The sequence below is a fragment of the Dactylosporangium sp. NPDC048998 genome (assembly GCF_043197855.1).
In the GTDB taxonomy this organism is placed as follows: Bacteria; Actinomycetota; Actinomycetes; order Mycobacteriales; family Micromonosporaceae; genus Dactylosporangium.
Map to the genome: position 1 here is coordinate 49028 of NZ_JBICTV010000017.1, position 22074 is coordinate 71101.

General features: G+C 73.2%; 17 protein-coding genes. 7 read left to right on the plus strand and 10 right to left on the minus strand.

From position 1 onward, the window contains the following. Positions 1–35: 35 nt before the first annotated feature. From ACGFI8_RS30565 to ACGFI8_RS30580, 4 genes are all read left to right on the plus strand, one after another. Positions 36–485, plus strand: coding sequence for a (2Fe-2S)-binding protein (locus ACGFI8_RS30565; protein WP_392810183.1), 450 nt, complete (start codon positions 36–38; stop codon positions 483–485). Next, positions 482–1459 carry an FAD binding domain-containing protein gene (locus ACGFI8_RS30570; protein WP_392810184.1) on the plus strand — a complete coding sequence of 326 codons (978 nt, stop codon included), beginning with the start codon at positions 482–484 and terminating at the stop codon, positions 1457–1459. Before ACGFI8_RS30565 ends, ACGFI8_RS30570 begins: the two co-directional genes overlap by 4 nt. After that, positions 1456–3546, plus strand: a complete 2091-nt coding sequence (locus ACGFI8_RS30575; RefSeq protein WP_392810185.1) for a xanthine dehydrogenase family protein molybdopterin-binding subunit — start codon at positions 1456–1458, stop codon at positions 3544–3546. The genes ACGFI8_RS30570 and ACGFI8_RS30575 overlap by 4 nt, the downstream gene beginning before the upstream one ends. 88 nt (positions 3547–3634) lie before the next feature. After that, positions 3635–3868, plus strand: coding sequence for a hypothetical protein (locus tag ACGFI8_RS30580; protein WP_392810187.1), 234 nt, complete (start codon positions 3635–3637; stop codon positions 3866–3868). Between the two features lie 50 nt (positions 3869–3918). On the opposite strand, the gene ACGFI8_RS30585 is transcribed toward ACGFI8_RS30580, so the two are convergent. The 10 genes from ACGFI8_RS30585 to ACGFI8_RS30630 form a co-directional block, all read right to left on the minus strand. Beyond that, positions 3919–4545, minus strand: a complete 627-nt coding sequence (locus tag ACGFI8_RS30585; RefSeq protein WP_392810337.1) for a maleylpyruvate isomerase N-terminal domain-containing protein — start codon at positions 4543–4545, stop codon at positions 3919–3921. Positions 4546–4547: 2 nt separating this feature from the next. Further along, entirely contained in the window at positions 4548–5186 is a 639-nt protein-coding gene (locus ACGFI8_RS30590) for an HAD family hydrolase (RefSeq protein ID WP_392810189.1), read from the minus strand. Continuing rightward, the gene (locus tag ACGFI8_RS30595; RefSeq protein WP_392810190.1) at positions 5183–6145 is read right to left on the minus strand and encodes an ATP-binding cassette domain-containing protein; all 963 of its coding nucleotides are present in this window, start codon (positions 6143–6145) and stop codon (positions 5183–5185) included. The genes ACGFI8_RS30590 and ACGFI8_RS30595 overlap by 4 nt, the downstream gene beginning before the upstream one ends. Then, entirely contained in the window at positions 6142–6936 is a 795-nt protein-coding gene (locus tag ACGFI8_RS30600) for an ABC transporter permease (protein ID WP_392810191.1), read from the minus strand. Before ACGFI8_RS30600 ends, ACGFI8_RS30595 begins: the two co-directional genes overlap by 4 nt. Next, on the minus strand, positions 6929–7705 hold the full coding sequence (locus ACGFI8_RS30605; RefSeq protein WP_392810192.1) for an ABC transporter permease: 777 nt from the start codon (positions 7703–7705) through the stop codon (positions 6929–6931). The genes ACGFI8_RS30600 and ACGFI8_RS30605 overlap by 8 nt, the downstream gene beginning before the upstream one ends. Before the next feature lie 69 nt (positions 7706–7774). Further along, positions 7775–8839, minus strand: a complete 1065-nt coding sequence (locus ACGFI8_RS30610; protein ID WP_392810194.1) for a hypothetical protein — start codon at positions 8837–8839, stop codon at positions 7775–7777. A gap of 126 nt (positions 8840–8965) precedes the next feature. Beyond that, positions 8966–9451 (minus strand): hypothetical protein, encoded by a 486-nt coding sequence (locus ACGFI8_RS30615; RefSeq protein ID WP_392810195.1) that lies wholly within the window; start codon positions 9449–9451, stop codon positions 8966–8968. After that, positions 9448–9675 carry a hypothetical protein gene (locus ACGFI8_RS30620; RefSeq protein ID WP_392810198.1) on the minus strand — a complete coding sequence of 76 codons (228 nt, stop codon included), beginning with the start codon at positions 9673–9675 and terminating at the stop codon, positions 9448–9450. Before ACGFI8_RS30620 ends, ACGFI8_RS30615 begins: the two co-directional genes overlap by 4 nt. 31 nt (positions 9676–9706) lie before the next feature. Beyond that, entirely contained in the window at positions 9707–11263 is a 1557-nt protein-coding gene (locus tag ACGFI8_RS30625) for a protein kinase (RefSeq protein ID WP_392810199.1), read from the minus strand. A 276-nt stretch (positions 11264–11539) separates the two neighbouring features. Beyond that, positions 11540–12637, minus strand: coding sequence for a S8 family serine peptidase (locus ACGFI8_RS30630; RefSeq protein ID WP_392810200.1), 1098 nt, complete (start codon positions 12635–12637; stop codon positions 11540–11542). 167 nt (positions 12638–12804) lie between these two features. Between ACGFI8_RS30630 and ACGFI8_RS30635 the strand changes: the two genes are divergently transcribed. From ACGFI8_RS30635 to ACGFI8_RS30645, 3 genes are all read left to right on the plus strand, one after another. Continuing rightward, complete coding sequence (locus ACGFI8_RS30635) at positions 12805–15420, plus strand: CHAT domain-containing protein (RefSeq protein WP_392810202.1); 2616 nt, start codon at positions 12805–12807, stop codon at positions 15418–15420. Between the two features lie 43 nt (positions 15421–15463). After that, positions 15464–18532, plus strand: a complete 3069-nt coding sequence (locus tag ACGFI8_RS30640; RefSeq protein WP_392810203.1) for a hypothetical protein — start codon at positions 15464–15466, stop codon at positions 18530–18532. Between the two features lie 295 nt (positions 18533–18827). Further along, complete coding sequence (locus tag ACGFI8_RS30645; RefSeq protein WP_392810205.1) at positions 18828–22022, plus strand: discoidin domain-containing protein; 3195 nt, start codon at positions 18828–18830, stop codon at positions 22020–22022. The last annotated feature ends 52 nt before the right edge of the window (positions 22023–22074 follow it).

A 22074-nucleotide genomic window follows, 5' to 3' on the forward strand; every position in this document is an offset into this window, starting at 1 on the left:
CACGCGCCGTGCGTGAGACACGAACCTCGAGCGACGTGACATTGCGCGTCAACGGGCACGCGCATCAGTTGCACGTGGACAACCGCGCGACGCTGCTGGACGTGCTGCGCGAGCGGCTCGACCTGCCCGGCACGAAGAAGGGGTGCGACCACGGCCAGTGCGGCGCCTGCACGGTGCTGCTGGACGGCCGCCGGGTGGTGAGCTGCCTCATCCTTGCGGTCACCACCGACGACACGGAGGTGACCACCGTGGAGGGGCTCAGCGCCGGGGACGGCCTGCACCCGATTCAGGAGGCGTTCATCGAGCACGACGCGCTGCAGTGCGGCTACTGCACGCCCGGCCAGATCTGCTCCGCGGCCGGGCTCACGCCGGAGGAGACCGCCTCCCTGGCCGACGTCCGGGAGGCGATGAGCGGCAACATCTGCCGCTGCGGGGCGTACGTGAACATCACCGCCGCCGTCTACGAGGCGGCGTCGGCGTCATGAGACCATTCGCATACGAACGACCGGGCGACGCCGAGGGCGCGCTGGCGACGATGGTCAAGCCCGGCGCGGTGTACCTGGCCGGGGGCACCAACCTCGTCGACCTCATGAAGCTCGGGGTGACCGCGCCCGACGTGCTGGTGGACCTCAGTCACCTGCCGTACCGCGACATCGAGGCCCTGCCGGGCGGCGGCCTGTACGTCGGCGCGCTGGTGCCCAACAGCGACCTCGCCGCGCATCCGGCCGTGCGCGCGGCCTACCCGGCCCTGTCGCAAGCGGTGCTCGCCGGCGCTTCCGGGCAGCTGCGCAACCGCGCGACCGTGGCCGGCAACCTGCTGCAGCGCACCCGCTGCCGGTACTTCCAGGACGTCACCAAGGCGTGCAACAAGCGCGCCCCGGGCTCGGGCTGCGACGCGCGCGAGGGCGAGCACCGCGACCTCGCGATCCTGGGCGCGTCCCCGCACTGCGTCGCGACCAACCCGTCGGACATGGCCGTGGCACTGTCCATGATGGACGCCTCGGTGCAGTACATCGGACCGCACGGCACCGCCGCGATCAGCGTGCACGACCTCTTCCGCCGCCCGGGCGACCGGCCCGACCGCGACACCAACCTGCCCCACGGCGCGCTGATCACCGGGATCGTCCTGCCGGAGCTGCCCATCGCCGCGACGTCGGTCTACCGCAAGGTCCGCGACCGCGCGTCCTTCGCCTTCGCCGCCGGCTCGATCGCGGCCGCGCTGGACGTGCGCGAGGGCGTCGTGCACGACGCCCGTATCGCCTGGGGCGCCGTCGCCCACCTGCCGTGGCGCGCCTGGGCCGCGGAGCGCGCGCTGCGCGGCGCACCGGCCACAGCGGACAGTTTCGCGCGGGCCGCCGACGAGGAGCTGGCCGGCGCCCGGCCGCTGCGCGACAACGGCTACAAGGTGCCGCTGCTGCGCAACCTGACCGTCGAGGTACTGCGGGAGATGATCTCATGACGACGCTGCGCACCGCCGCGAACGTCGGCACCGCCCAGCCGCGGCTGGAGGCGCGCGAGAAGGTCACCGGGCAGGCGCTGTATGCCGTGGACCGCCCCCTGCCCGGCGCCGTCTACGCCTGGCCGGTGCAGGCGGCGTTCGCCCGCGGGCGCGTGAAAGGCGTGGACACCGCTCCCGCGCTCGCGATCGACGGGGTCCTCGCGGTGCTGTGGCACGGCAACGCGCCGCGCCTCGAGCCCGCCAATGACCCTACGCTGCTCGTGCTGCAGTCGCCCGGCGTCGCCTTCCACGGGCAGGTCGTCGCGCTGGTCGTGGCGACGACCCTGGAGAGCGCGCGGGAGGGTGCGGAGGCGGTCGTGGTGCAGGCGGAGGTCCAGCCGGCGGACACCGTGCTGCGCGCCGACCATCCGGGTCTCTACGAACCGGCGACCGTCAACGCCGGCTACGTCGGCCGGGTGGAGAAGGGCGACTTCGACGCCGGGTTCGCCGCCGCGGAGGTGCGCGTCGACGCGACGTACCGAACGCCGATCGAGCACCACAACCCGATGGAGCCGCACGCCACGACGGCGTTCTGGGAGCGCGGGAGGCTCGTCGTGTTCGACGCGACGCAGTCCTCGACCACGGTACGCGACACCCTCGCCGCCCTCTTCGAGCTCCCGCCGCAGCTCGTGCGCGTGCAGAACGAGCATGTGGGCGGGGGCTTCGGCTCGAAGGGCCAGCCGCGGGTGAACGTGGTCCTCGCCGCGATGGCCGCCCGTTTCGTGGGCCGGCCGGTCAAGCTCGCGCTCAGCCGGCAGATGCTGTTCGCCCTGGCGGGGTACCGCACCCCGACCATCCAGCGGGTCAGGCTCGGCGCCGACCGCAACGGGCGCCTGCTCGCCCTCGCCCACGATGCCATCTCGCAGACGTCGCGGCTCGTGGAGTTCACCGAACAGAGCGCCGTCGTCAGCCGCGTCCTCTACAACCCGCCCGACCACGTCACCACGCACCGCGTCGTCGCCCTCGACGTGCCGCCGCCGACTTGGATGCGAGCCCCCGGCGACTGCCCGGGCTCGTTCGCCCTCGAGTCGGCCATCGACGAGCTGGCCATCGCCGGCAACTGGGATCCCGTGCAGCTGCGCATCGGCAACGACACCGCGACCGACGCCGAGGGCCTGCCGTTCAGCAGCCGGCACCTCGTCGAGTGCCTTCGGCACGGCGCCGACCTGTTCGGCTGGGCCGGGCGCGACCCGCGACCCGCGGCCCGCCGCGAGGGACGCTGGCTCCTCGGTACCGGTGTGGCGTCCGCCTCCTTCCCGGCGATCACCTGGCCGTCGACCGCGACCGCGCGCGCCACCGCCGACGAGCACTTCGAGGTCGCGGTCAACGCCGCGGACATCGGCACCGGCGCGCGCACGGTCATGCGGCAGATCGCCGCCGACGCCCTCGGCTGCGACGCGTCCCGCGTCGAGATCACCGTCGGCGACAGCGCGATCGGCCCGGCCGCGGTCGCGGGCGGCTCGATGGGCACCTCCTCGTGGGGCTGGGCCGTGACCAAGGCCTGCCGCCTCCTGATCGAGCGCATCGAACGCGACCACGACGGCAGCGTCCCGCCGGAGGGCGTCGCGGTCAGCGCCGACACAACCGCCGACATCGCCGCCCGCGACGAGTACGCCCGGCACGCCTTCGGCGCCCAGTTCTGCGCGCTGCGCGTCGACCCGTCCACCGGCGAGGTCCGCATCGACCGCATGCTGGGCGTCTTCGCGGCGGGCCGGATCATCAACCCGACCACGGCCCGCTCCCAGCTCCTCGGCGCGATGACGATGGGTGCGTCGATGGCGCTGATGGAGCAGACCATCCTGGACCCGCGCAGCGGCGACTTCGTGACGTCGGACCTGGCGTCGTACCACGTCGCGGTGAACGCCGACGTCCCGCGCATCGACGTGGAGTTCGTGCCGGAGGAGGACCCGCACCTCAACCCGATGGGCTCGAAGGGCATCGGCGAACTCGGCATCGTCGGCGCGGCCGCCGCGGTCGCGAACGCCGTCCACCACGCGACGGGCACCCGGGTCAGAAGCCTCCCGATCACCCCGTCTTCCCTGTTCTAGGTCAATTATGGCCCTATTTGGTTGTGGCGATTGACCACATGTGCCATCATGGTCGCCGGCGGCTCGCGTACACGGGAGGAACGACGCGATGACCACGACCATCCCAACCCAACGACCCCCACGACCGGAACTGGACGAGGACGGCTTCGACGAACTCGGCATCTGGCGCCCGACGAAGGAGGAACTGACCGCGTCGATCCAGCGGGCGCTCGACGAGATCGGCATAACCCGCGAGGAGTTGACCCGGCAGGCCGAAACCGGCGAGTTCCAGTGCTGGTGGGCGCGCGCCCTGTGGGACCTGATCGAGGTCGGCGGTGCCTGAGCCGCGGCCTGCGGTTCAGCGGTCCTCGTTCGGGATGTTCGTGGGCGCGGTCAGGTGCGTTCGGCCGGTGGGCGGCTGTCCCAGCGCCATGAGGTGCGGGCCGGGTGGCCGGGGAGTTCGCCGCGGCCCGTGGCCCACAGCAGGGTCTCCCACGGGTCCGGGTGCGGTGGCAGGTCTGTGAAGAGGCGGTCCAGGACGGCCTGGCAGAGGTGGGGCGGGGGAGTCCACGGGCGGTCGACCGTGTCGGCCACGTCCCAGGCGTGGACCAGGACCTCGACCACGCCCATCGCGGCGAAGCCCTCCGGGTCGCTGATGCCCTCCGGGTGCCAGCCGCGGCGGGTGGACGGGGCCGCGTCGACCACGCCGGCGAGCATGGCGGCGCACGCCTCCAGGACGCGCAGCAGGCCCAGGGTGCCGGCGGTGCGCTCGACGAAGACCGTGCTCGACGGGCCGCCCGCGCGCATCTCGCGCCAGACGAACGGGAGGTAGGACTCCTGCGGGCTGTCGGACGGGGCGATCTGGCCGGCGTAGGCGAACAGGTCGTCGGCCATGTGCTCGACCGTCTCCCAGCATGACCACGACAGAGTGCCGGCCGGGCGGTCCCAGCCGTCGTCGGGGACGTCGCCGAATGCGTGGCGTACGAGCGAGACGGAGGTGAGCACGTCGGTGCCGTTCATCGTCACGGCGCCGACGCTAGCAGGCCACGGCCGATCTCGTAGGCGGCGATGCACGAGTCCCCTCGGTACGACGCGGAGGCCAGACCGGTCAGGTGCGTGTCGGCGTTGACCGCGACGGTGGCGGACAGGTGCCGGAACAGCGGGGCGTCGGACACCGAGTCGCCGTACGCCACGCAGCGGGTCGCCTCGAAGCGGCCGAGCAGCCCGTCGACGACGGTGACCTTGTCGGCGGGGGTCAGGATGGCGGCGGGGTCGACGTCGACGGCGAACGGCAGCGGCGGGTACGCCGACGCGATCACCTCGTCGAAGCCCAGGTCGAGCAGGCCGCGGGCGAAGAAGTCCGGCGACATCGTGACGACCGCGCTGCGCTCGCCGCGGGCGCGGATGTCTTCGCAGACCTCGCGGATGCCGTGCAGCCACGGGCTGCCGGCGAAGGCGGCCGTCACGTGGGCGGGCGTGAGGCCGGTCCACAGCGAGCGGAGCTCGCGGGCGAAGCCGCGGGTGTCGAGCTCGCCGAGGGCGAAGCGGCGCTCCAGGGCGACGAGCGGATCGAGGGCGCCGAGGGCCGCGGCGATCTGCAGGCTCGCGGTGCTGCCCCGCAGCAGGGTGCCGTCCATGTCGAACACGTGCAGCACCGTCATGGCCGCCCTCCGTCTCGCTGTACCGGAACTCCGGCGGAGGAAGCCCCGCCGGGGGATTGATACAGCTCGCGGACGACGGCCTCGATGTCGGGCTCCTCGATGGTGAGGTCGTGCACCTGCGCGGTCGCGGCGACCGCGGCCAGGATCGCGGCGACGGTGGTGGTGCCGGGGGCGAACGACAGGCGCTGGCGCAGGCCGCCGGCCTCGACGCCGACGAGCCTGGTGCCGGGGACCGCGTCGAGCGGGGCGGCCGGCTCGACGAGGTCGAGCACGAGGATGCGCTCGGCGCCGGCGTGCCGGGCGAGGCCGTCGAGCGTGCCGTCGTACGCGAGCCGGCCGTGGTCCACGAGCAGGATCCGCTCGGTGAGCCGGCGCACGTCGCCCATGTCGTGCGTGGCCAGCAGCAGGCTGGTGCCGAACGCGGCGCGCTGCTCGACCAGGAACGCGCGCAGCCGCTCCTTGCTCAGCACGTCCAGGCCGATCGTCGGCTCGTCGAGGATGAGCAGCTCCGGCGCGTGCAGCAGCGCGGCGGCGACCTCGCCGCGGATGCGCTGGCCCAGGGACAGCTGGCGCACCGGAGTGTCCAGAAAGGACACCAGGTCGAGGCGCTCGGCGAGCTCGGCCAGGCGCGGGCGGTGGTCGATGCGGTGGATCGCGCGGAGCGCCCGGTAGGAGTCGCGCAGCGGCAGGTCCCACCACAGCTGGCTGCGCTGGCCGAAGACGACGCCGATGCGCCGGGCCAGCCGGCGGCGCTGCCGCAGCGGCTCCAGGCCGCAGGTGCGCACGGTGCCGGAGGTGGGGCGCAGGATGCCGGTCAGCATCTTGATTGTGGTGGACTTGCCGGCGCCGTTCGCGCCGATGTAGCCGACCGCGGCGCCCCGTTCGATGCCGAACGTCAGGCCGTCGACGGCGGCGACCTTCTTGAAATACCGCCGAAGCTGGGAAACTTCGATGATCATGAGCCCGTCCCGGTGTAGTGGCGCAGGCCGGCCCGCCAGCCCAGCAGCGCGATCGCCCACGCCCCGGCGGCGGCCAGGGGCGTGCACCAGCCGATCCAGGGTGGCAGGCCGGGCGGCGGCGGGAGCCGCAGCAGGGTGAGGACCGGCAGGTAGGCCACGAACGCGGCCGGGACCACAAACGTGAACAGCGTCCGCAACGGCCCGGGATAGACGCTCGCCGGGAACTGCGACGCGTACTGTCCACCGTAGACGAACGACGCGGTGACCTCGGCCCCGTCGACGAGCCAGAACTGCACGGCGGCCGCGGCCGTGAACAGCGCGGCGAAGATGGCCGTTCCACACAGGACGGTCAGCGTCACCAGCCCCACGTCCGCCGGGGTCCAGCGGATCCCGATCCCGGCCAGGACCGCCGTGGCAAGGACGGATCCGGCAACGGTACGGCCCAGACGGCGCAGCGACAGCTCAGCGCTCATCAGCTGGGGCAGCACCGGCAGCGGGCGCAGCAGGAAGGCGTCGAACGTCCCGCTGCGCAGGTAGCCGGGCAGCGCGTCGAGGTGGCCGAAGAACAGGTCGGCGAGGCTCATCGACACGTGGCCGAGCGCGAAGACCAGCAGCGCGGCCCGCAGCGTCAGCCCGCCCAGCGCCGGGACGTTCGCGAACACCACGTACAGCTCGCAGACGCCGCTGACGGTCGCCCCGACGCTGGCGAACAGCTCGATGGCGAACGATCCGCGGTAGGCCGTCTGCGCGCGCACGTGCATTCGGGCCAGCACGAGGTAGGGCTCAACCACCCTGGATCACCAGCCGCCGCGCGCCGAGCGCGAACCCGGCCCGCCCGGCCGCGAGCAGCCCGGCGAGCCAGAGCGCCTGCACCGCGAGGGTCTGCGGGCCCGACCGTCCCATGAGGACGTCGGTCGGCGCCTGCACCATCGACGGGAACGGCGTGGCGGCGGCGATCGCGGCCAGCCAGCCGGGGAACCAGTGCACCGGCACGATGAGTCCACACAGGACGCCGCTGACCACGAGGTACAGCGTCATCGGCCCGCGCAGGTCCAGCAGCCAGAACGCGCTGAGGTTCACCAGCCAGCGGCAGGCGAACGACAGGGCGGTGGCGAGCGCGACGCTGGCCAGGCCCAGTGCGTAGGGCGCCAGAGCGTGCGGCAGCGCGAGGCCGGTGACGAGCGCGCCGACCACCAGCGGCGGCAGGCCGCGCGGCAGCAGCGCGAACGTGGCCCGCCCGAGGTCGGCGGCGAGGTAGGCGAGCATCGGGTCGGCCGGGCGGGCCAGGTCGATCGCGATGTCGCCGGTGCGCACGCGCTGCGCCAGCTCGCCCCAGCCGAACAGCTGCACCGGGCCGATGAGCGCCTGGCCCAGCCACACGTAGGTGGCGGCGGTGGACCGGTCGTAGCCGGCGAGGGCGCCGCCGGCGGTGCCGACGACGGCGACCAGCACCGCGGAGCGGATCAGCCCGAAGACGCAGTTGGTGAAGGCGCCGGCGAGCGTCGCCGTCCGGTAGGCCGACCAGCGGCGGAACCCCAGCACGAACAGGGTCGGCCACATGTGCAACTCCTGCGGGCGGGTGCGGGCGGACGGGTCACAATACCCGCACGCCGGCGATCCGGCCGCCGATTAACTCGCCAGCGGGAGCGCCGCCGGGGCGGGCGCCGTCTCGCGCCAGTGGCGCAGCATCGGGGTGACCGGCCAGCGCAGCTCGCGTTCGCGGTACGCGGCGTCGGCGCAGCGGGCCGCCCAGCTGAGCGCCGCCCGGCCCAGCGGGACGCCGGGGCCGAGCAGCTCGTCGCGCAGCCCGAAGAGCACGGCGGCGGCGTGCTCGAAGGCTGGCACCTCGCGCTCGCGCTCGCCCAGGCCGGCCATCCAGTCCAGGTCCCGGCCCTCGCAGACGGGGCAGTCGCAGGCCCACAGCCGGGGGTCGGGATGTCCCCGTCTGCCGCGGGAGATCGCGCTGATCCGGCGGTACGACATGGTGGGTTTGAAGATCGTCGACGGCGGGCGGGGCCCCGGCGGCGGCCGGCCACCCGCGGCGTCGCGGGGCGCGAGATGCCGCAGCGCGCCGATCGTGCCGACCGCGGCCGCGACCGCGCCGTGGCACAGGGCGCCGAGCGCGGAGAGGTCGGAGCGCAGCAGCAGGGTCGGCACGCCGCAGCCCAGCACCTCCAGCAGGCCGGGCACGCAGCCGGGCAGGCCGAACGGGTCGTGCCTGGCCTCCAGCACCAGCGCGATCGGCACCCCGGCGTCGCGGACGTGGTTGGTCAGCGCGGTCAGGTGCAGCCGGTCGCGCAGCCACGCCGGGTGCAGCGGCAGTACCGCGACCGCGCCCGGGACGGCCGTCGCGCGGTGCAGGATGCTGACCAGGCCGGCCTCGTCGGCGGCGTCGACGTAGCCGGAGTCGGTCAGCATCGGCAGCCCCAGCTCCCGCTGGCGGCGCAGCCAGCGCGGGTTGAACGGGGCGCTGGCCGGGAGGCGGTTCTGGCCCGCGTACCGGGCGGCGTCGAGCAGCAGCGGGCCGTCGAAGTGGCGCTGGCGCAGCAGGTAGGCGGCGGTGGCCAGCAGCCCGCCCTCGTCATGACGATACGGCGAGATCACCAGCCCGGTGTGCGGCCGCCGTGCGATCGGGGCGCAGCGCAGGGCCTGGTTGGCCGAGCAGTGCACGAGCAGGCTGCGTCCGGTGAGCATGGTCGATCGCTCCCGTCACGGTTGGTACATCGAGGGTAACCAACCGTGTGGGATTCACGAACATTCATCTTCCGCGGTCGACGCCGATGGTGGTCTCGGCGGTCTCGGCGCTGGGCTGCGGCTCCCTCAGCGGGGCGGCCAGCTCGGGTGCGGTGGCTTGATCGTGAACGTCGGCCCCTTCGGCGTGGTCGTCCGCGTGTTCGGCGTCGTCGGCTGGGTGGTCGCCGGCTTCGCGGTCTTCGTCGGCTTCCCCGTCGTCGCCGGGTCGCCCGGCTCGCCGAGGTCGGACGCCATCGGCCACGACGGCGACGGCTCCGGCGATGCGGTCGGCGACGGCTGGCCCGTGGCCGAGCTCGCGACCGGCGACTCCTGGTTGGCCGCGGCCGGGGTGTCGACGGCGCCGCCGGTGCTCAGCGCGGCGATGACGAGGCCGATGATGAACACCAGCGCCAGCCCGCCGCCCGCGAGCAGGATCATCGTCTTGCGGTCCATCGGGCCGGGCGCGGCGTCGTCCTCGTCCGGCTCGGGGCGCTCGGGCAGCCGGAACTCGCCGGTGTACTCGCCGTAGATGAAGCGGGGCAGTCCGTCGCGCGTGGCATCGTCGTCGTTCATACGCCCACCTTCAAGCCGGTGCAGCGGGTCGGCTCGATCGTCTCGACCCAGAAGCCGACCGTGCGCTGCAGGTGATCCCTGCTGGTCTGGACGTGGAGCGCGCCGTCCGACCGGGACGGCCCCGCCGCCGCGGACGCCGAGCCGGTGACGGCGAATGTGCAGCGGGTGATGGCGACGTCCGACCGGCGGACCCTATCCGTCTCGGTTCGCCGGTCGCTTGACACGCAGGAATCCTAGACGAACACGAAGGGATTTCTAGGGCCCGGTGCAGTCGTCGGTGACCGTCGTCGCAGCGCTCGCGGTGCTCGGGCTGGTCACGTTCAGGGCGAACGTGTACGTGTTCTGGCGGGTGTTGTCGAGCCGGACACGGTACGTCGTGGTGTACGTGCCGTCGGTCGCGGTCGCGGTGCGGGTGCCGCGCCCGGTCGCCGTGTAGGTGACCTTGGTGCCCGGCTGGCTGGTCCTGATGGTCAGGGTGACCTCGACCTCCAGGTCGGTGGGGGTGCAGGGCCCGGTGTAGGTCGCCGGGTCGGTCTCGATTTCCGCCGAGAGGATCGCGCCTCGCGGCGGCGCGGTGGTCGTCTTCGTCTTCGTCGGCCGGGCCGTGGTCGCGGACGCCATCCCGGCCGACGGGGAGGCGCTCGGGCTCATCGGGTCCGCGGTCGGGCTCGGCTGATCCGGGGCGGTGGCCGGGCTCGGGGATGCTGTCGTGGCGCCCTGGGCCGCCTGTGGTGTGGCGTTGCCGCCGTGCCCGAGGGTGCCGATGCCGATGAGGAAGGCCAGGACGCCGATGCCGACGAGGGCGGCGACCTTCAGCTCGGGGGATTGCTTGCGTTTCGTCGTTGCGGGTCTTGGTTCGGGCCGGGCCTGGTTCGCCGCGGTGGTTGCTTGCGTCGCCGTGCCGACGGTCGTCGCCGGCGCCGCGAATTCGGCCGTTGGGCGTTCGCTGTTCGTCGTCGTTGCGCGCCCCTGGTCGGACATTTCCGATTTTTCGGAAATCTCGGGTTCTTTCGCGCTCGTCGTTCCTGCCTCGGGGGCGAGGGTTGGTGAGGGTGGCTCTTGCGGTACCGGATCCGGATCTCGGCCGGCGGCCACGGACAGCGCGGCGCGGGCGGCCTCGACCGACGGCCTGGCCAGCGGATCCCCGGCCATGAGCGCCTTCACGACGGCGTCCAGCGCGGTGTTGCTTTCCGTGCTGGACGGGTCGCGGCCCGTGGTGGCGAAGGCCAGGGTCGCGCCCAGGGAGAACAGGTCGGCGGCGGGGCCGCCCTCGCCGGACCGGCGGCGCTCGGGGGCCACGTAGGCCGGGTCGCCGAGCGGCACGCCGTCACCGAGCGTCGCGGCCAGGGCGAAATCCGTGAGGAGGGCGGGGCCTTCGGGGCGTACCAGGACGTTGGCCGGCTTCAGGTCGCCGTGCACGATCCCGGCCTCGTGCGCGGCCCGCAGCGCGTCGAGCAGGGTCAGGCCGATCTCGGCGGCCTCGGTGGGGGAGAGTGGGCCGTCGGCACGAACGCGTTCGTCAAGGGATCGGCCGTCGACGAGATCCATGACGATCCAGGGGCGACCGTCGTCGACCACGACCTCGTGCACGGTGACGACGCCGGGGTGCTCGATCCGCGCCGCTCCGGCGGCCGCCCGGATCGCCCGGTCGGCGAGGGCGGCGCGATCCGGTTCGGCCAGCGCCTCGGGGAGGCGCACCTCCTTGATCGCCACCATCCGCTGCCGGTGCAGATCGCGGGCTCGCCACACGATGCCCATGCCGCCCGCGCCGATCGCGTAGTCCAGCCGGTACCGGTCCACCAGCGTCTTCAAGATCCGACCCCGCCCATAGCCGATGAAAAAGACATCCCAGCATGCCCGCGGCCGATCCGGCGGTCGGTCGAACGGACGGTTCACTCTGCCGTATAGGTCTCCGGCGAGTCGAATCTCATCGATGCCGGCTTCGCTCTGTAGCTGGGTGTCAGGGCGCGGTGTCATTGCGGTGGCGTGGACAGGGGGCGCCGGCGGTGGGCGGGGGTAGGGGTGGACGAGGAGCCGCCGGGCGCCGCGGGTTGGCATTGGCCTCCGCGGCGCCCCAGGGTTACCGGGTCAGCGCAGGGACGGGAAGCCGCCCAGCGGATGCTGGCCCGCCTCGGCGCGGACCTGGTCCGCCGCGGCCGTCACTGAACCGGCCGCGGCCACGCGCTCGACCAGCGCCGCCACCACCTTCGGGGTGGCGAAGCTCGTCCCGCTCCAGGCCGCCCAACCCGACGCGAAGCTCGGGTGGTGGATGAACGTGCTGACGATGTCCTCGCCGGGGGCCACCAGGCTCACCCACGGGCCCCGGTTGCTCCAGGCGCACACGTCGTTGCCGTCGTGGGCGGCCACCGCGAGGACCTGCTGGGCCCACGGGGTACCGCTGGATGAAAACGCCGCCGGCCAGAACGGGCGGTCCTGGACCCCGTCGTTGCCCGCGGCGGCAACGACGATGCGGCCGGTGCTGGAGAGGAACCCGGACAGGGCCGCGGAGAGGATCGCGGGCGGCTGGTCGCCGATGGAGAAGCCGCCCAGCGACAGGTTGAGCACGTCGACGTCGGTGAGCGACGTGATCGCGGCGGCCAGGTCGGCCTCCGTGCAGACGCCGAACGTGTCCAGGATCTTGACGATGCGGATCTGCGCGGCGTCCGTGGACTGGACGACCACGCCGGCGATGAAGTTGGCGTGGCCGACGTCCGAGTCGAGCTCGCCGTCGTTGTCGCCGTCGAGGATGGTCTCGAGATTCTCGGCGGTCGCGGTGTAGCAGTCGGCCGGCAGCGGGCTGTTGGTCCACACCCCGGTGTCCATGACGACCACCCGTACGGAGGATGCGCCCGTGGCCGACGGGGCAAGTTTGGCCGGCGGGGCGTCGGAAGGGGCAGGCGGGCCGAACGGTCCGCCGTGCTCGTGCGGCGTTGACATGAACACGTGGTTGGGGCCGACCACCGCGTCCGGCAGCTGGCTGCGCAGCTGGCGTACGGCGGCGCTGACGTCCAGGCCCCGGGCCTTGAACCGGCGCAGGCCGGCGTGCGGCTCGTCCTCGGTGATATCGCTCGCCCGGTGGCCGAGGCCGCTGAGCGTCCGGTGCGCGATGCCGGCGCCGCGGTCGGAGACCAGGATCTCGTCGGCGACGAACCGCACCGGCCGGCCGGACTGTACTTCGGTACGCAACCACGGCAATGTGGACAGGCGCGCGGTGCGGGCCTGCTCCCACCGCCGAAGACGATCGTTTGGTACGGACATGACTGCTCCCCAAAACGGATCAACAATGAGGCCGGTGACATGAGTCGCGTTCCCGACCCCGTGATACACATCCGAGCTTTTGGCAGGATGCAACCATGACGGCAGCGTCCGTGCTCCCCGCCGCCGACGAAGATCTTGCGCAGCGGCTGCTACCGATTGTCATGGCCGACCCCGGCAAGGCCAAGCATCTCGCCGAGGCGGCGTTGCGCGACGCGCGCCGCGACGGCGACCCGGGCCGCGAGGCGGTGGCGCTGCGCGCGCTCGGCCTGGTCGCCCGGGCCCGCCACGATGCGGCCGGGGCGGCGGAACACCTGCGCGCCTCGATGACCGTGGCCCGCCGGCACGGGCTGCGGGTGCACGAGGCCGAGGCTCGGATGAGCCATGCGCTGATCCTCGACGATCTCGGGCGGCCGAGCGCGGCACTCAAGGAGATCGACCGCGCGGTCGCGGAGCTACACGGGCACCGGCGCGTCCGCGCGACGATGCAGCGGGCCCTCATCCTGCGCCGGCTCGGTTTCGACCATCAGGCGATGGAGTTGTACCGCGGGGCACTGCGCGCCTTCCGCAACTCGGGCGATCAGGTCTGGGAGGCCCGGACACTGACCAACCGGGGCGTTCTGCACGGGTACCGCGGAAACCTCAAACAGGCAGAGAACGACCTGCGCGCCGCGCAGGCGCTCTACAACCGGCTCGGCATGGCCACCGCGGCGGCGCAGGTCGAGCACAACCTGGGCTTCGTCGCGGCGCAGGCGGGCGACGTGCCGACCGCGCTCGCCCGCTACGACCGGGCCCACGACCGGCTCTGGAGCACCGGGGTCGACGCGGTCAGCCTGCTCGATCGGGCCGACCTGCTGCTGTCGGTGCGGCTGCTGCCCGAGGCGCACGCCGCGATCCGGGCCGCGATCGACGCCTGCACCGACGGCCACCTCGACTCGGTGCTCGGCCAGGCGCACCTGATGCTCGCCCGGCACGGCCTGGCCGCCGGCGAGGCGGACCAGTCGAAGGAGGCGGCGGCGGCCGCGCGGCGGGTCTTCCAGCGGCAGGGGCGCACCGTGTGGAGCGCCCGCGCCCGGGTCGCCGAGATCGCCGCCGTGGTCGCGCTCCGCAAGGCCAACCGTGGCACGCTGCGCGAGCTGCGCTCGGTCGCCGCCCACCTGCTCGAGGCCGGCTGGCTGCAGCCCGGCTGGGACGCGCTGCTCGACGCCGCGCAGCTGGCCGTCGACCTCGGCGAGCTCTACACCGCCCGGGAGCTGCTGACCGAGGCGGGCGGGGCGGCCAAGCTCGGGCCGGCGACGCTGCGGGTGCGCTGGTGGCACATCCGGGCCCGGGTGGAGCTCGCCGCCGGCGCCGTCACCGAGTCGGTGCGCGCGGCCACGTCCGGCCTGCGCCAGGCCGACGCCTACCGGGCCAGCCTCGGCGCCACCGAGCTGCGCGTGCGCGGCAGCGCGGAGACGGCGGCCCTGGCCGGACTGCGGCTGCGGCTCGCCCTCGTCCACGGCGGCCCCGCCTCCGCCCTGGCCTGGGCCCAGCGGTGCCGCTCCGCGGCGCTGTCGCTGCCGCCGACCCACCCGTCGACCGATCCGGTCGTGGGCCGGCACCTGACCGAGCTGCGGCGGATCAACGGCGAGCTGGCCGCGGCGCCGACCGGACCGCAGCGCACCAGCCGCCTGCTGCGCCGGCAGCGCGTCCTGGAGGCCGAGATCCGCCGCCGCTCGTGGCGTGCGCCCGGTTCCTCGCCCAACGCTGTTGAGTTGTCGATCCCCGCACTCGCCACGGCGCTGGGGGAGCGGGTGCTCGTCGAGCTGCTGGACATCGACGGGCGCCTGCATGCCCTGGTCGTGCGCGGGCGCAAGGTCACGCATCGCATCGTTGGCGAAATCGACGCGGTGCGAGCTGAGCTGGAGTCGCTGAGGTTCGCCCTGCACAACCAGGTGCTTGGGCACGCCGCCGGCGGCGAGCGACTCGAACGGCGCGCCGAGGTGCTCGACCGGCTCCTGCTGGGCCCGCTCGCCGATCTCCTCGGCGACGGGCCACTGGTCCTGGTGCCGACCGGCGCCCTCCACGCGCTGCCGTGGGGAATGCTACCGCGACTGCGCGGCCGCTCGCTGACCGTCGCACCCTCGGCGACGATCTGGCTGCGTTGCGTGACTTCATCCACTGTGGACGGCAAGCTCGTGCTGGTCGGGGCGCCCTCGGCCGAGCAGGCCGCCGACGAGGTCCGCGAGATCGCCGCCGACCGGCCCGGCGCCGTCGTCCTCGCCGGCGACCAGGCGCGGGTGGCGCCCGCACTGGCCGCGCTCGACGGCGCCTCGATCGGGCACATCGCCTCGCACGGCGAGTTCCGCGTCGACAACCCGCTCTTCTCGTTCCTGCTGCTCGCCGACGGGCAGCTCACGGTGTACGACCTGACCGCGCTGCGCCGGCCGCCCGCCCTGCTGGTGCTGTCCGGCTGCGACACCGGGCTCGCCGCCGTGCACCCCGGCGACGAGCTGATGGGCCTGGTCGCGGCGCTGCTCAACATGGGCACCGCGACCGTGATCGCCTCGACCGGTCCGGTCGACGACGGCGTGACCCGCCACCTCATGCGCGCCTTCTACGGCCACCTCGCCACCGGGCTCGGGCCGGCCGCGGCGCTCGCCGCCGCGCAGGCGTCCGCCGATCCGCGTGACCGTGCGAGCACGGACAGTTTCGTCTGCTTCGGCGCCGGGTGATTGCCCCTCGGAATTGTCGGACCCCCGCCCTACGATGTCGCCCGTGACCCGACGCCGTGCCCGCCTCCCGCTCACCACCCTGGTGGTGCTGCTGGCGCTGGGCGGGCTGGTGGCCTGGGCCGTCGGCGGGGCGCTGGGCCTGCGGTTCTCCCGTGCTTCGATACCGGTGGAGCGGCCCTCGGTCGCCGACGTCGCCCCGCCGGCGGCCGTGTCGCTGGGGTCCATCGCGGTGCCCTCCTCGCCCCGTCTCGCGCTGGCCGCGTCGGCGGTCTCCGAGGCGGTGGTGGCGCGCGGGCTGCCCCGCCCCGCCGTCTCGGCGGAGAGCCCGGCCGACCTGACGGTCCGGCTCGACCCGTCCGTCCCGGCCGGCTCCTACCGCCTCGACGAGCCCCTGGCGATCACCGCCGGCGACGAGGCGGGCGCCGCCTCCGGGCTCTACGCGCTCGCCGACCGCATCCGCTCCGGCGAGCCGCCGCTGCCCGACGAACTGCGCGAAACGGTCGTCACGCCCCGGCTCGGCCTGCGGCTCACCGACGCCGGCTCGGTCGGCCGCGAGCCCGACGTGGCCGCGTTCGCCGCCGGCACCGACTACTCGCTCAACACCGACGTCGTCGGCGGCGCGCTGCTGCCCGAGGCGCCGTGGGTCGACCCGGTCGCCGTCGAGCGCATCTCCGGGCAGTTCCACCAGTTCGTCGACCATGCCCTGGCGCAGGGGTACAACGGCGTCGTGCTGCCGGGGTTCCTGGAATACGTGACGTTCTCCGGCGTCGGCGGCGGGCACGCGATCTATCCGGCCGGCGACTCGCACATCGCCCGCGCCGAGGCCCTCACCGCTGCCTTCGCCCCGGTGTTCGGCTATGCGGCCGACATGGGCATGCGCGTCTACCTGCTGACCGACATGCTCTCGCTGTCGCCGCCCCTGCAGCGGTATCTCGAGCGGAGATTCGGCGGTCTCAAGGTCTCCGATCCGCAGTTCTGGCAGGTGTACGCCCAGGGGCTGGCCGAGCTGTTCCAGCGCATGCCGTTCGTCAGCGGGCTGATGGTCCGCGTGGGCGAGGGCGGCGACGTCTACCGGCAGGCCGGCTGGGACTACTCGTCGCGCATCGCGGTCACCACCCCGGCGGCCGTGCGCGCGATGCTCACCACGCTGCTGCAGACCGCCGGCGGGACCGGCCGCGACGTCATCTTCCGCACCTGGACCGTCGGCGTCGGCGCGGTCGGTGACCTGCACACCGACCCCGACGCCTACCGGGAGGTCCTCGGCGGTCTCGACGACCCGCACCTGATCGTGTCGACGAAGTACTCCCGCGGCGACTTCTACAGTCACCTGCCCTTCAACGCCACGCTCGAGGTCGGCGAGCAGCGGCGGATCGTGGAGTTCCAGTCGCGGCGCGAGTTCGAGGGGTTCGGCTCGCTGCCCAACGACCTCACCGGGCTGCACCAGCAGGCCCTGCAGCGCTTCCTCGCCGCCAACTCGCACGTCGAGGGCGTGTGGACCTGGACCCAGGACGGCGGCCCGCTGCGCGCCGGCCCGATGACGCTGCTGCTGCACTCCGGCTTCTGGCAGCTCTACGACCTCAACTCCTACGCCCTCGCCCGGCTCGCCTGGGAGCCGTCCACCCCGCCGGCGCGGATCACCGCCGACTGGGCCCGCCAGACGTTCTCCGACGACCCGGCGACCGTCACCGCGATCTGCCGGATGATGGCGATGTCCCGGGAGGCGGTCACCAAGGGCCTCTACCTGGGCCCCTACGCGGACGAGAAGGTCAACGCCCTCGGCCTCGAGCCGCCGCCGATGATGTGGATCTTCGAGTGGGACATCGTCACCGGCGACTCCGCCGCCCTCGACAGCATCTACGCGGTCAGCCGCGACCGGCTCGAGGAGGCGATCGCCGAGGGCGACCGCGCCGTGGCCCTCGCCGCCTCGATGCGGGAGACGATCGCCGCCACCGACCCGGCGAACTGGCGCGACGCCACGCTGCGGGCGCGGCTGCTGGACACGCTCGCGTACGAGACCGATCTGTTGCGCACCCTCGGCGCCTACCGCGCCATGGTCCTGCGGCACGCGCAGTGGCTCGACACCGGCTCGCCGACGGCGCGCGCGGCGTGGCAGGAGGCGGAGGCGCGATACCGGGAGGCCCGCGACGACCACGTCACGCGCTACCGCGGCGACGTGGACCTGCCGGCGTACAACTTCACCGCCGCCGACCTCGGCGCCGCCCGCGCGGACCGCGACCCGCCGATGGCCCTGCTCGCCCGCATCCTGCTCGGCCTGACCGTCTTCCTGCTGCTGCTCGGCGCCGTCGGCCGCTCCACCGGCCTGCGCGCGCTGTGGCTCGGCGCGACCCGCCCGTGGCGCCTCGCCGACCTCGCCCCGCTGCCCGGCCGCCTCGACCGCGTGCTCGTGATCGCCGTGCCCGCCCTGGTCCTGGTCGCGTCCCGGCTCGTCTACACCTGGTTCGCCGCCCCCGCCCACCTTGTGGTCGCCCTCGGCGGATGGCTGCTGTTCGCCGTCACCGCACGCGCGGTCGCCGGCCGCCGCGATCCGTTCCACCTGTGGGCCGTGATCGGCGGCGTCGCCATGCTGCGCACCGTGATCCTGCTCGGCGCCCTGGCCGGCCGCGGCCCCGGCGGCTACTGGTTCGCGTTCTGGACCGACCCGGTGCGGCGCTCGGCGTACGTGTGCGTGGCCTTCGCCGCCTTCGCCTGGCTCTTCGCCGCCGTGGCCCTGGTCGTGCGCGACCGCTACTCGCTTCCGCGCCGCCGCGCCGCGGCCGTGCTGCTCGCCGCGACCGGCGTGCCGCTGGCCCTGCTGGGCGGCCTGGTCGCCGCGGTCGGCCTGGAGCGCGCGCTGACCGTCTGGAACGATCAGATGGCGCTGCTGCCGTGGGGTTTGTCTCGGATCCTGGGCATCACCGTCTACCTGGGCATCCCGGCGTACCTGCCCACGGCCGCCGCCGTCCTCGGCGCCGCCCTGATCGCCCTGGCCGCCCTGCTCGTACTGCGCCGCCGCCCCCGGTCGGGCCGCCGCCTGATGACCCCGCGCGCCCCCTTACCGCCAGGCCCAACCTCCCCGCCCCTGGCTCCGCTCAACCCGCCCCGGCTCCGCTAAACCCGCCCCCGGCGGTCTCGACCCCGGCTGGTTCGAAATCAGCGGCCTCGGGTCCGGCTCGCTCGATCTTTTCGCGCTTGAAATGTCGGATAAGTCAGGCGCGCCAGCGCCGGACTTATCCGTGAAGATCTGCACGGTGGGCAAGGCCGGAAGTCGCGCGAAAGGCATGGCGGTCGGAGAGCGCTCTCCGAATAGATTCCGTTCACTCCCTTGACAGTTGGCCACCCTCAGGGGAACTCTGCAGAGAGCGCTCTCTCACCCGAAGGGTGCTTGTCCTCTCCGCCAAGAGGTCTTCATGCTCGCTGTCCTGAAACGCGGGGGCCGCATCAGGAAACTGGTGCCGCTCACCGTTGCCGCGCTCGTCGCAAGCTATCTCGTCGTCACCACGATCACCGCCTCCGCCGCGACGCAACTGCTGTCGCAAGGCAAGCCGGCCACCGCGTCGTCCACCGAGAATGCCGGTACGCCGGCCTCGAGCGCGGTCGACGGGAACGCGGGCACGCGGTGGTCGAGCGCGTTCTCCGACCCGCAGTGGATCCAGGTGGACCTGGGGGCCAGCGCCACGATCAGCCAGGTGGTGCTGCAGTGGGAGACGGCGTACGCGACCGCCTTCCAGATCCAGGTCTCCGCGGACGCGGCCGCCTGGACCACGATCTACAGCACCACGACCGGCACCGGTGGCACCCAGACGCTCAACGTGAGCGGGACCGGCCGGTACGTGCGCATGTACGGCACCGCGAGGGCCACCCAGTACGGGTACTCGCTGTGGGAGTTCCAGGTGTACGGCGACACGGGGGCCGGCACGTGCGGCACCGCGAACGCCGCGCTGAACCGCACCGCGACGGCCTCGTCGACCGAGAACGCGGGTACGCCGGCCTCGAGCGCGGTCGACGGGAACGCGGGCACGCGGTGGTCGAGCGCGTTCTCCGACCCGCAGTGGATCCAGGTGGACCTGGGCGCGAGCGCGCAGGTCTGCCAGGTGGTGCTGCAGTGGGAGACGGCGTACGCGACGGCCTTCCAGATCCAGCTGTCGGCCGACGGCACGAACTGGACGAGCGCGTACTCGACGACGAGCGGCGCGGGCGGCACCCAGACGATCAACGTGAGCGGCAGCGCGCGGTACGTGCGGATGTACGGCACGGCGAGGGCGACGCAGTACGGGTACTCGCTGTGGGAGTTCGAGGTGCACGTGATCGGGACGGTGCCGACGACCGCCCCGCCCACCACGTCGCCGCCGGCCGGGTGCCCGTGGGTCGGGTCGACGGCGCCGATCGCGACGCGGGTCAGCCAGCTGTTGAGCCGGATGACGACGGACCAGAAGATCTCGATCCTGCACGGCAACGGGGCTTCGTCGCCGTACATCGGGAATCTGACCGGCATCCCCTCGCTGTGCATTCCGGACATGGGCTTCCAGGACGGGCCCGGCGGCGTCGGCGACGGCATGGGCGGCGTCACCCAGATGCCGTCCGCGGTGACGTCGGCGGCGACGTTCGACCCGGCGCTGGAGCAGCAGTACGGCGCGGCGATCGGCGCCGAGTTCGCCGGCAAGGGCGCGAACGTGGCGCTCGGCCCGACGCTGAACATCGTGCGGGACCCGCGCTGGGGCCGGGCGTTCGAGACGTTCAGCGAGGATCCGTACCTGACGAGCCAGATGACCGTGGCCGACATCCGCGGCATCCAGAGCCAGGGCGTGCTGGCGCAGGCCAAGCACGCCGCCGTGTACAACCAGGAGACCAACCGCAACGGGCCGGCCGACAACGCCATCGTCGACACCCGCACCCTGCAGGAGATCTACCTGCCGGGCTTCCAGGCGGCGGTGACGCAGGGCGCGACGGCGTCGATCATGTGCGGGTACTCGACGGTCAACGGCACGTACGACTGCGACCACCCGTACCTGCTCAACACCGCCCTGTACCAGCAGGCCGGCTTCGGCGGGTTCGTCACCTCGGACTGGGGCGCGGCGCACTCGACCGTGCCGGCCGCGAACAACGGCATGACGATGGAGATGCCCGGCGGGTACTTCTACGCCGACTTCCTGCGCCAGGCGGTCGCCAACGGCCAGGTCAGCGCGGCGCAGCTGGACCTGATGGTGACCCGCGTGCTGACGCCGATGTTCGCGTTCGGGCTGTTCGACAAGCCGAAGGCGGGCTCGCCGACGGCCGGCGTGAGCACGGCCGCGCACATCGACGTCGCACGGCGCGGCGCCGAGGAGGGCACGGTCCTGCTGAAGAACAACGGGATCCTGCCGCTGTCGACCGCGACCACCCACTCGATCGCCGTGCTCGGCGTCGACGGCGGCGCGGGCGTGCAGAGCGTCGGCGGCGGCAGCGCCACCGCCACCAGCTCGGGCACGGTCTGGCCGCTGACCGGCATCCAGAACCGCGTCTCGGGCACGGGCACGACGGTGACGTACAACGACGGCACCAACCTGACGAACGCGGTGAACCTCGCCAAGAGCTCCGACGTGGCGATCGTGTTCGCCAGCAACAACTACGGCAACGAGGGCTCCGACCAGACCACGATCGACCTGCCGGGCACCCAGAACCAGCTCATCAGCCAGGTCGCGGCGGCCAACCCGAAGACCATCGTGGTGCTGCACACCAACTCGGCGACCACGATGCCGTGGCTGGACCAGGTCGCGGGCGTCTTCGAGGGCTTCTACGCCGGCCAGCAGGTCGGCACGGCGACGGCGGCGCTGCTCTTCGGCGATGCCAACCCGTCGGGCAAGCTGCCGGTCAGCTTCCCGAAGAGCCTCGCCGACGTGCCGGCGAACACCGCGGCGCAGTGGCCCGGGGCGAACAACCAGGTGCAGTACTCCGAGGGCCTGAAGGTCGGCTACCGCTGGTACGACAGCCAGAACATCGCGCCGCTGTTCCCGTTCGGCTACGGCCTGTCGTACACCACGTTCGGCTTCTCCAACCTGCAGGTCGGGGCGCTGAACAACGGCCGGGCCACGGTGAGCGCGACCGTCACCAACACCGGCGGCCGGGCCGGCACCGAGGTGGTCCAGTTGTACGTCGGGGCGCCGGCCGCCGTCGGCGAGCCCCCGCGGTCGCTGAAGGGCTTCCAGCGGGTGACGCTGAACGCGGGCGCGTCGACGACCGTCACGTTCACGGTCACCCAGCAGGACCTGGCGTACTGGAACACCACCAGCAACGCGTGGACGACCGCGTCCGGCACGTACCAGATCTCGATCGGCAACTCCTCGCGAAACCTGCCGCTGACCGGGAACCTGGCCGTGACCGCGGCGACGGTGCCGTCGAACCTGCTGCCCAACCCGTACGGGATGAGCAGCCCGGTCGGCAAGCCGGTCTCGTGGGCCTTCGGCGCGGCCGGCGCCACGTACACGGCGACCGGCCTGCCCGCCGGTCTGTCGATCAGCTCGGCGGGCGTCATCTCGGGCACGGCCACCGCGGCCGGCACGAGCACCGTGACCGTCACCGCGAGCACCGGGGCGAGCGCCACCTTCGTGTGGACGACGACCCCGTAGACCCCCTGAGGGCGGGGGAGGCGGGCCGCGCACACCAGTTGGCGGAGTGCGC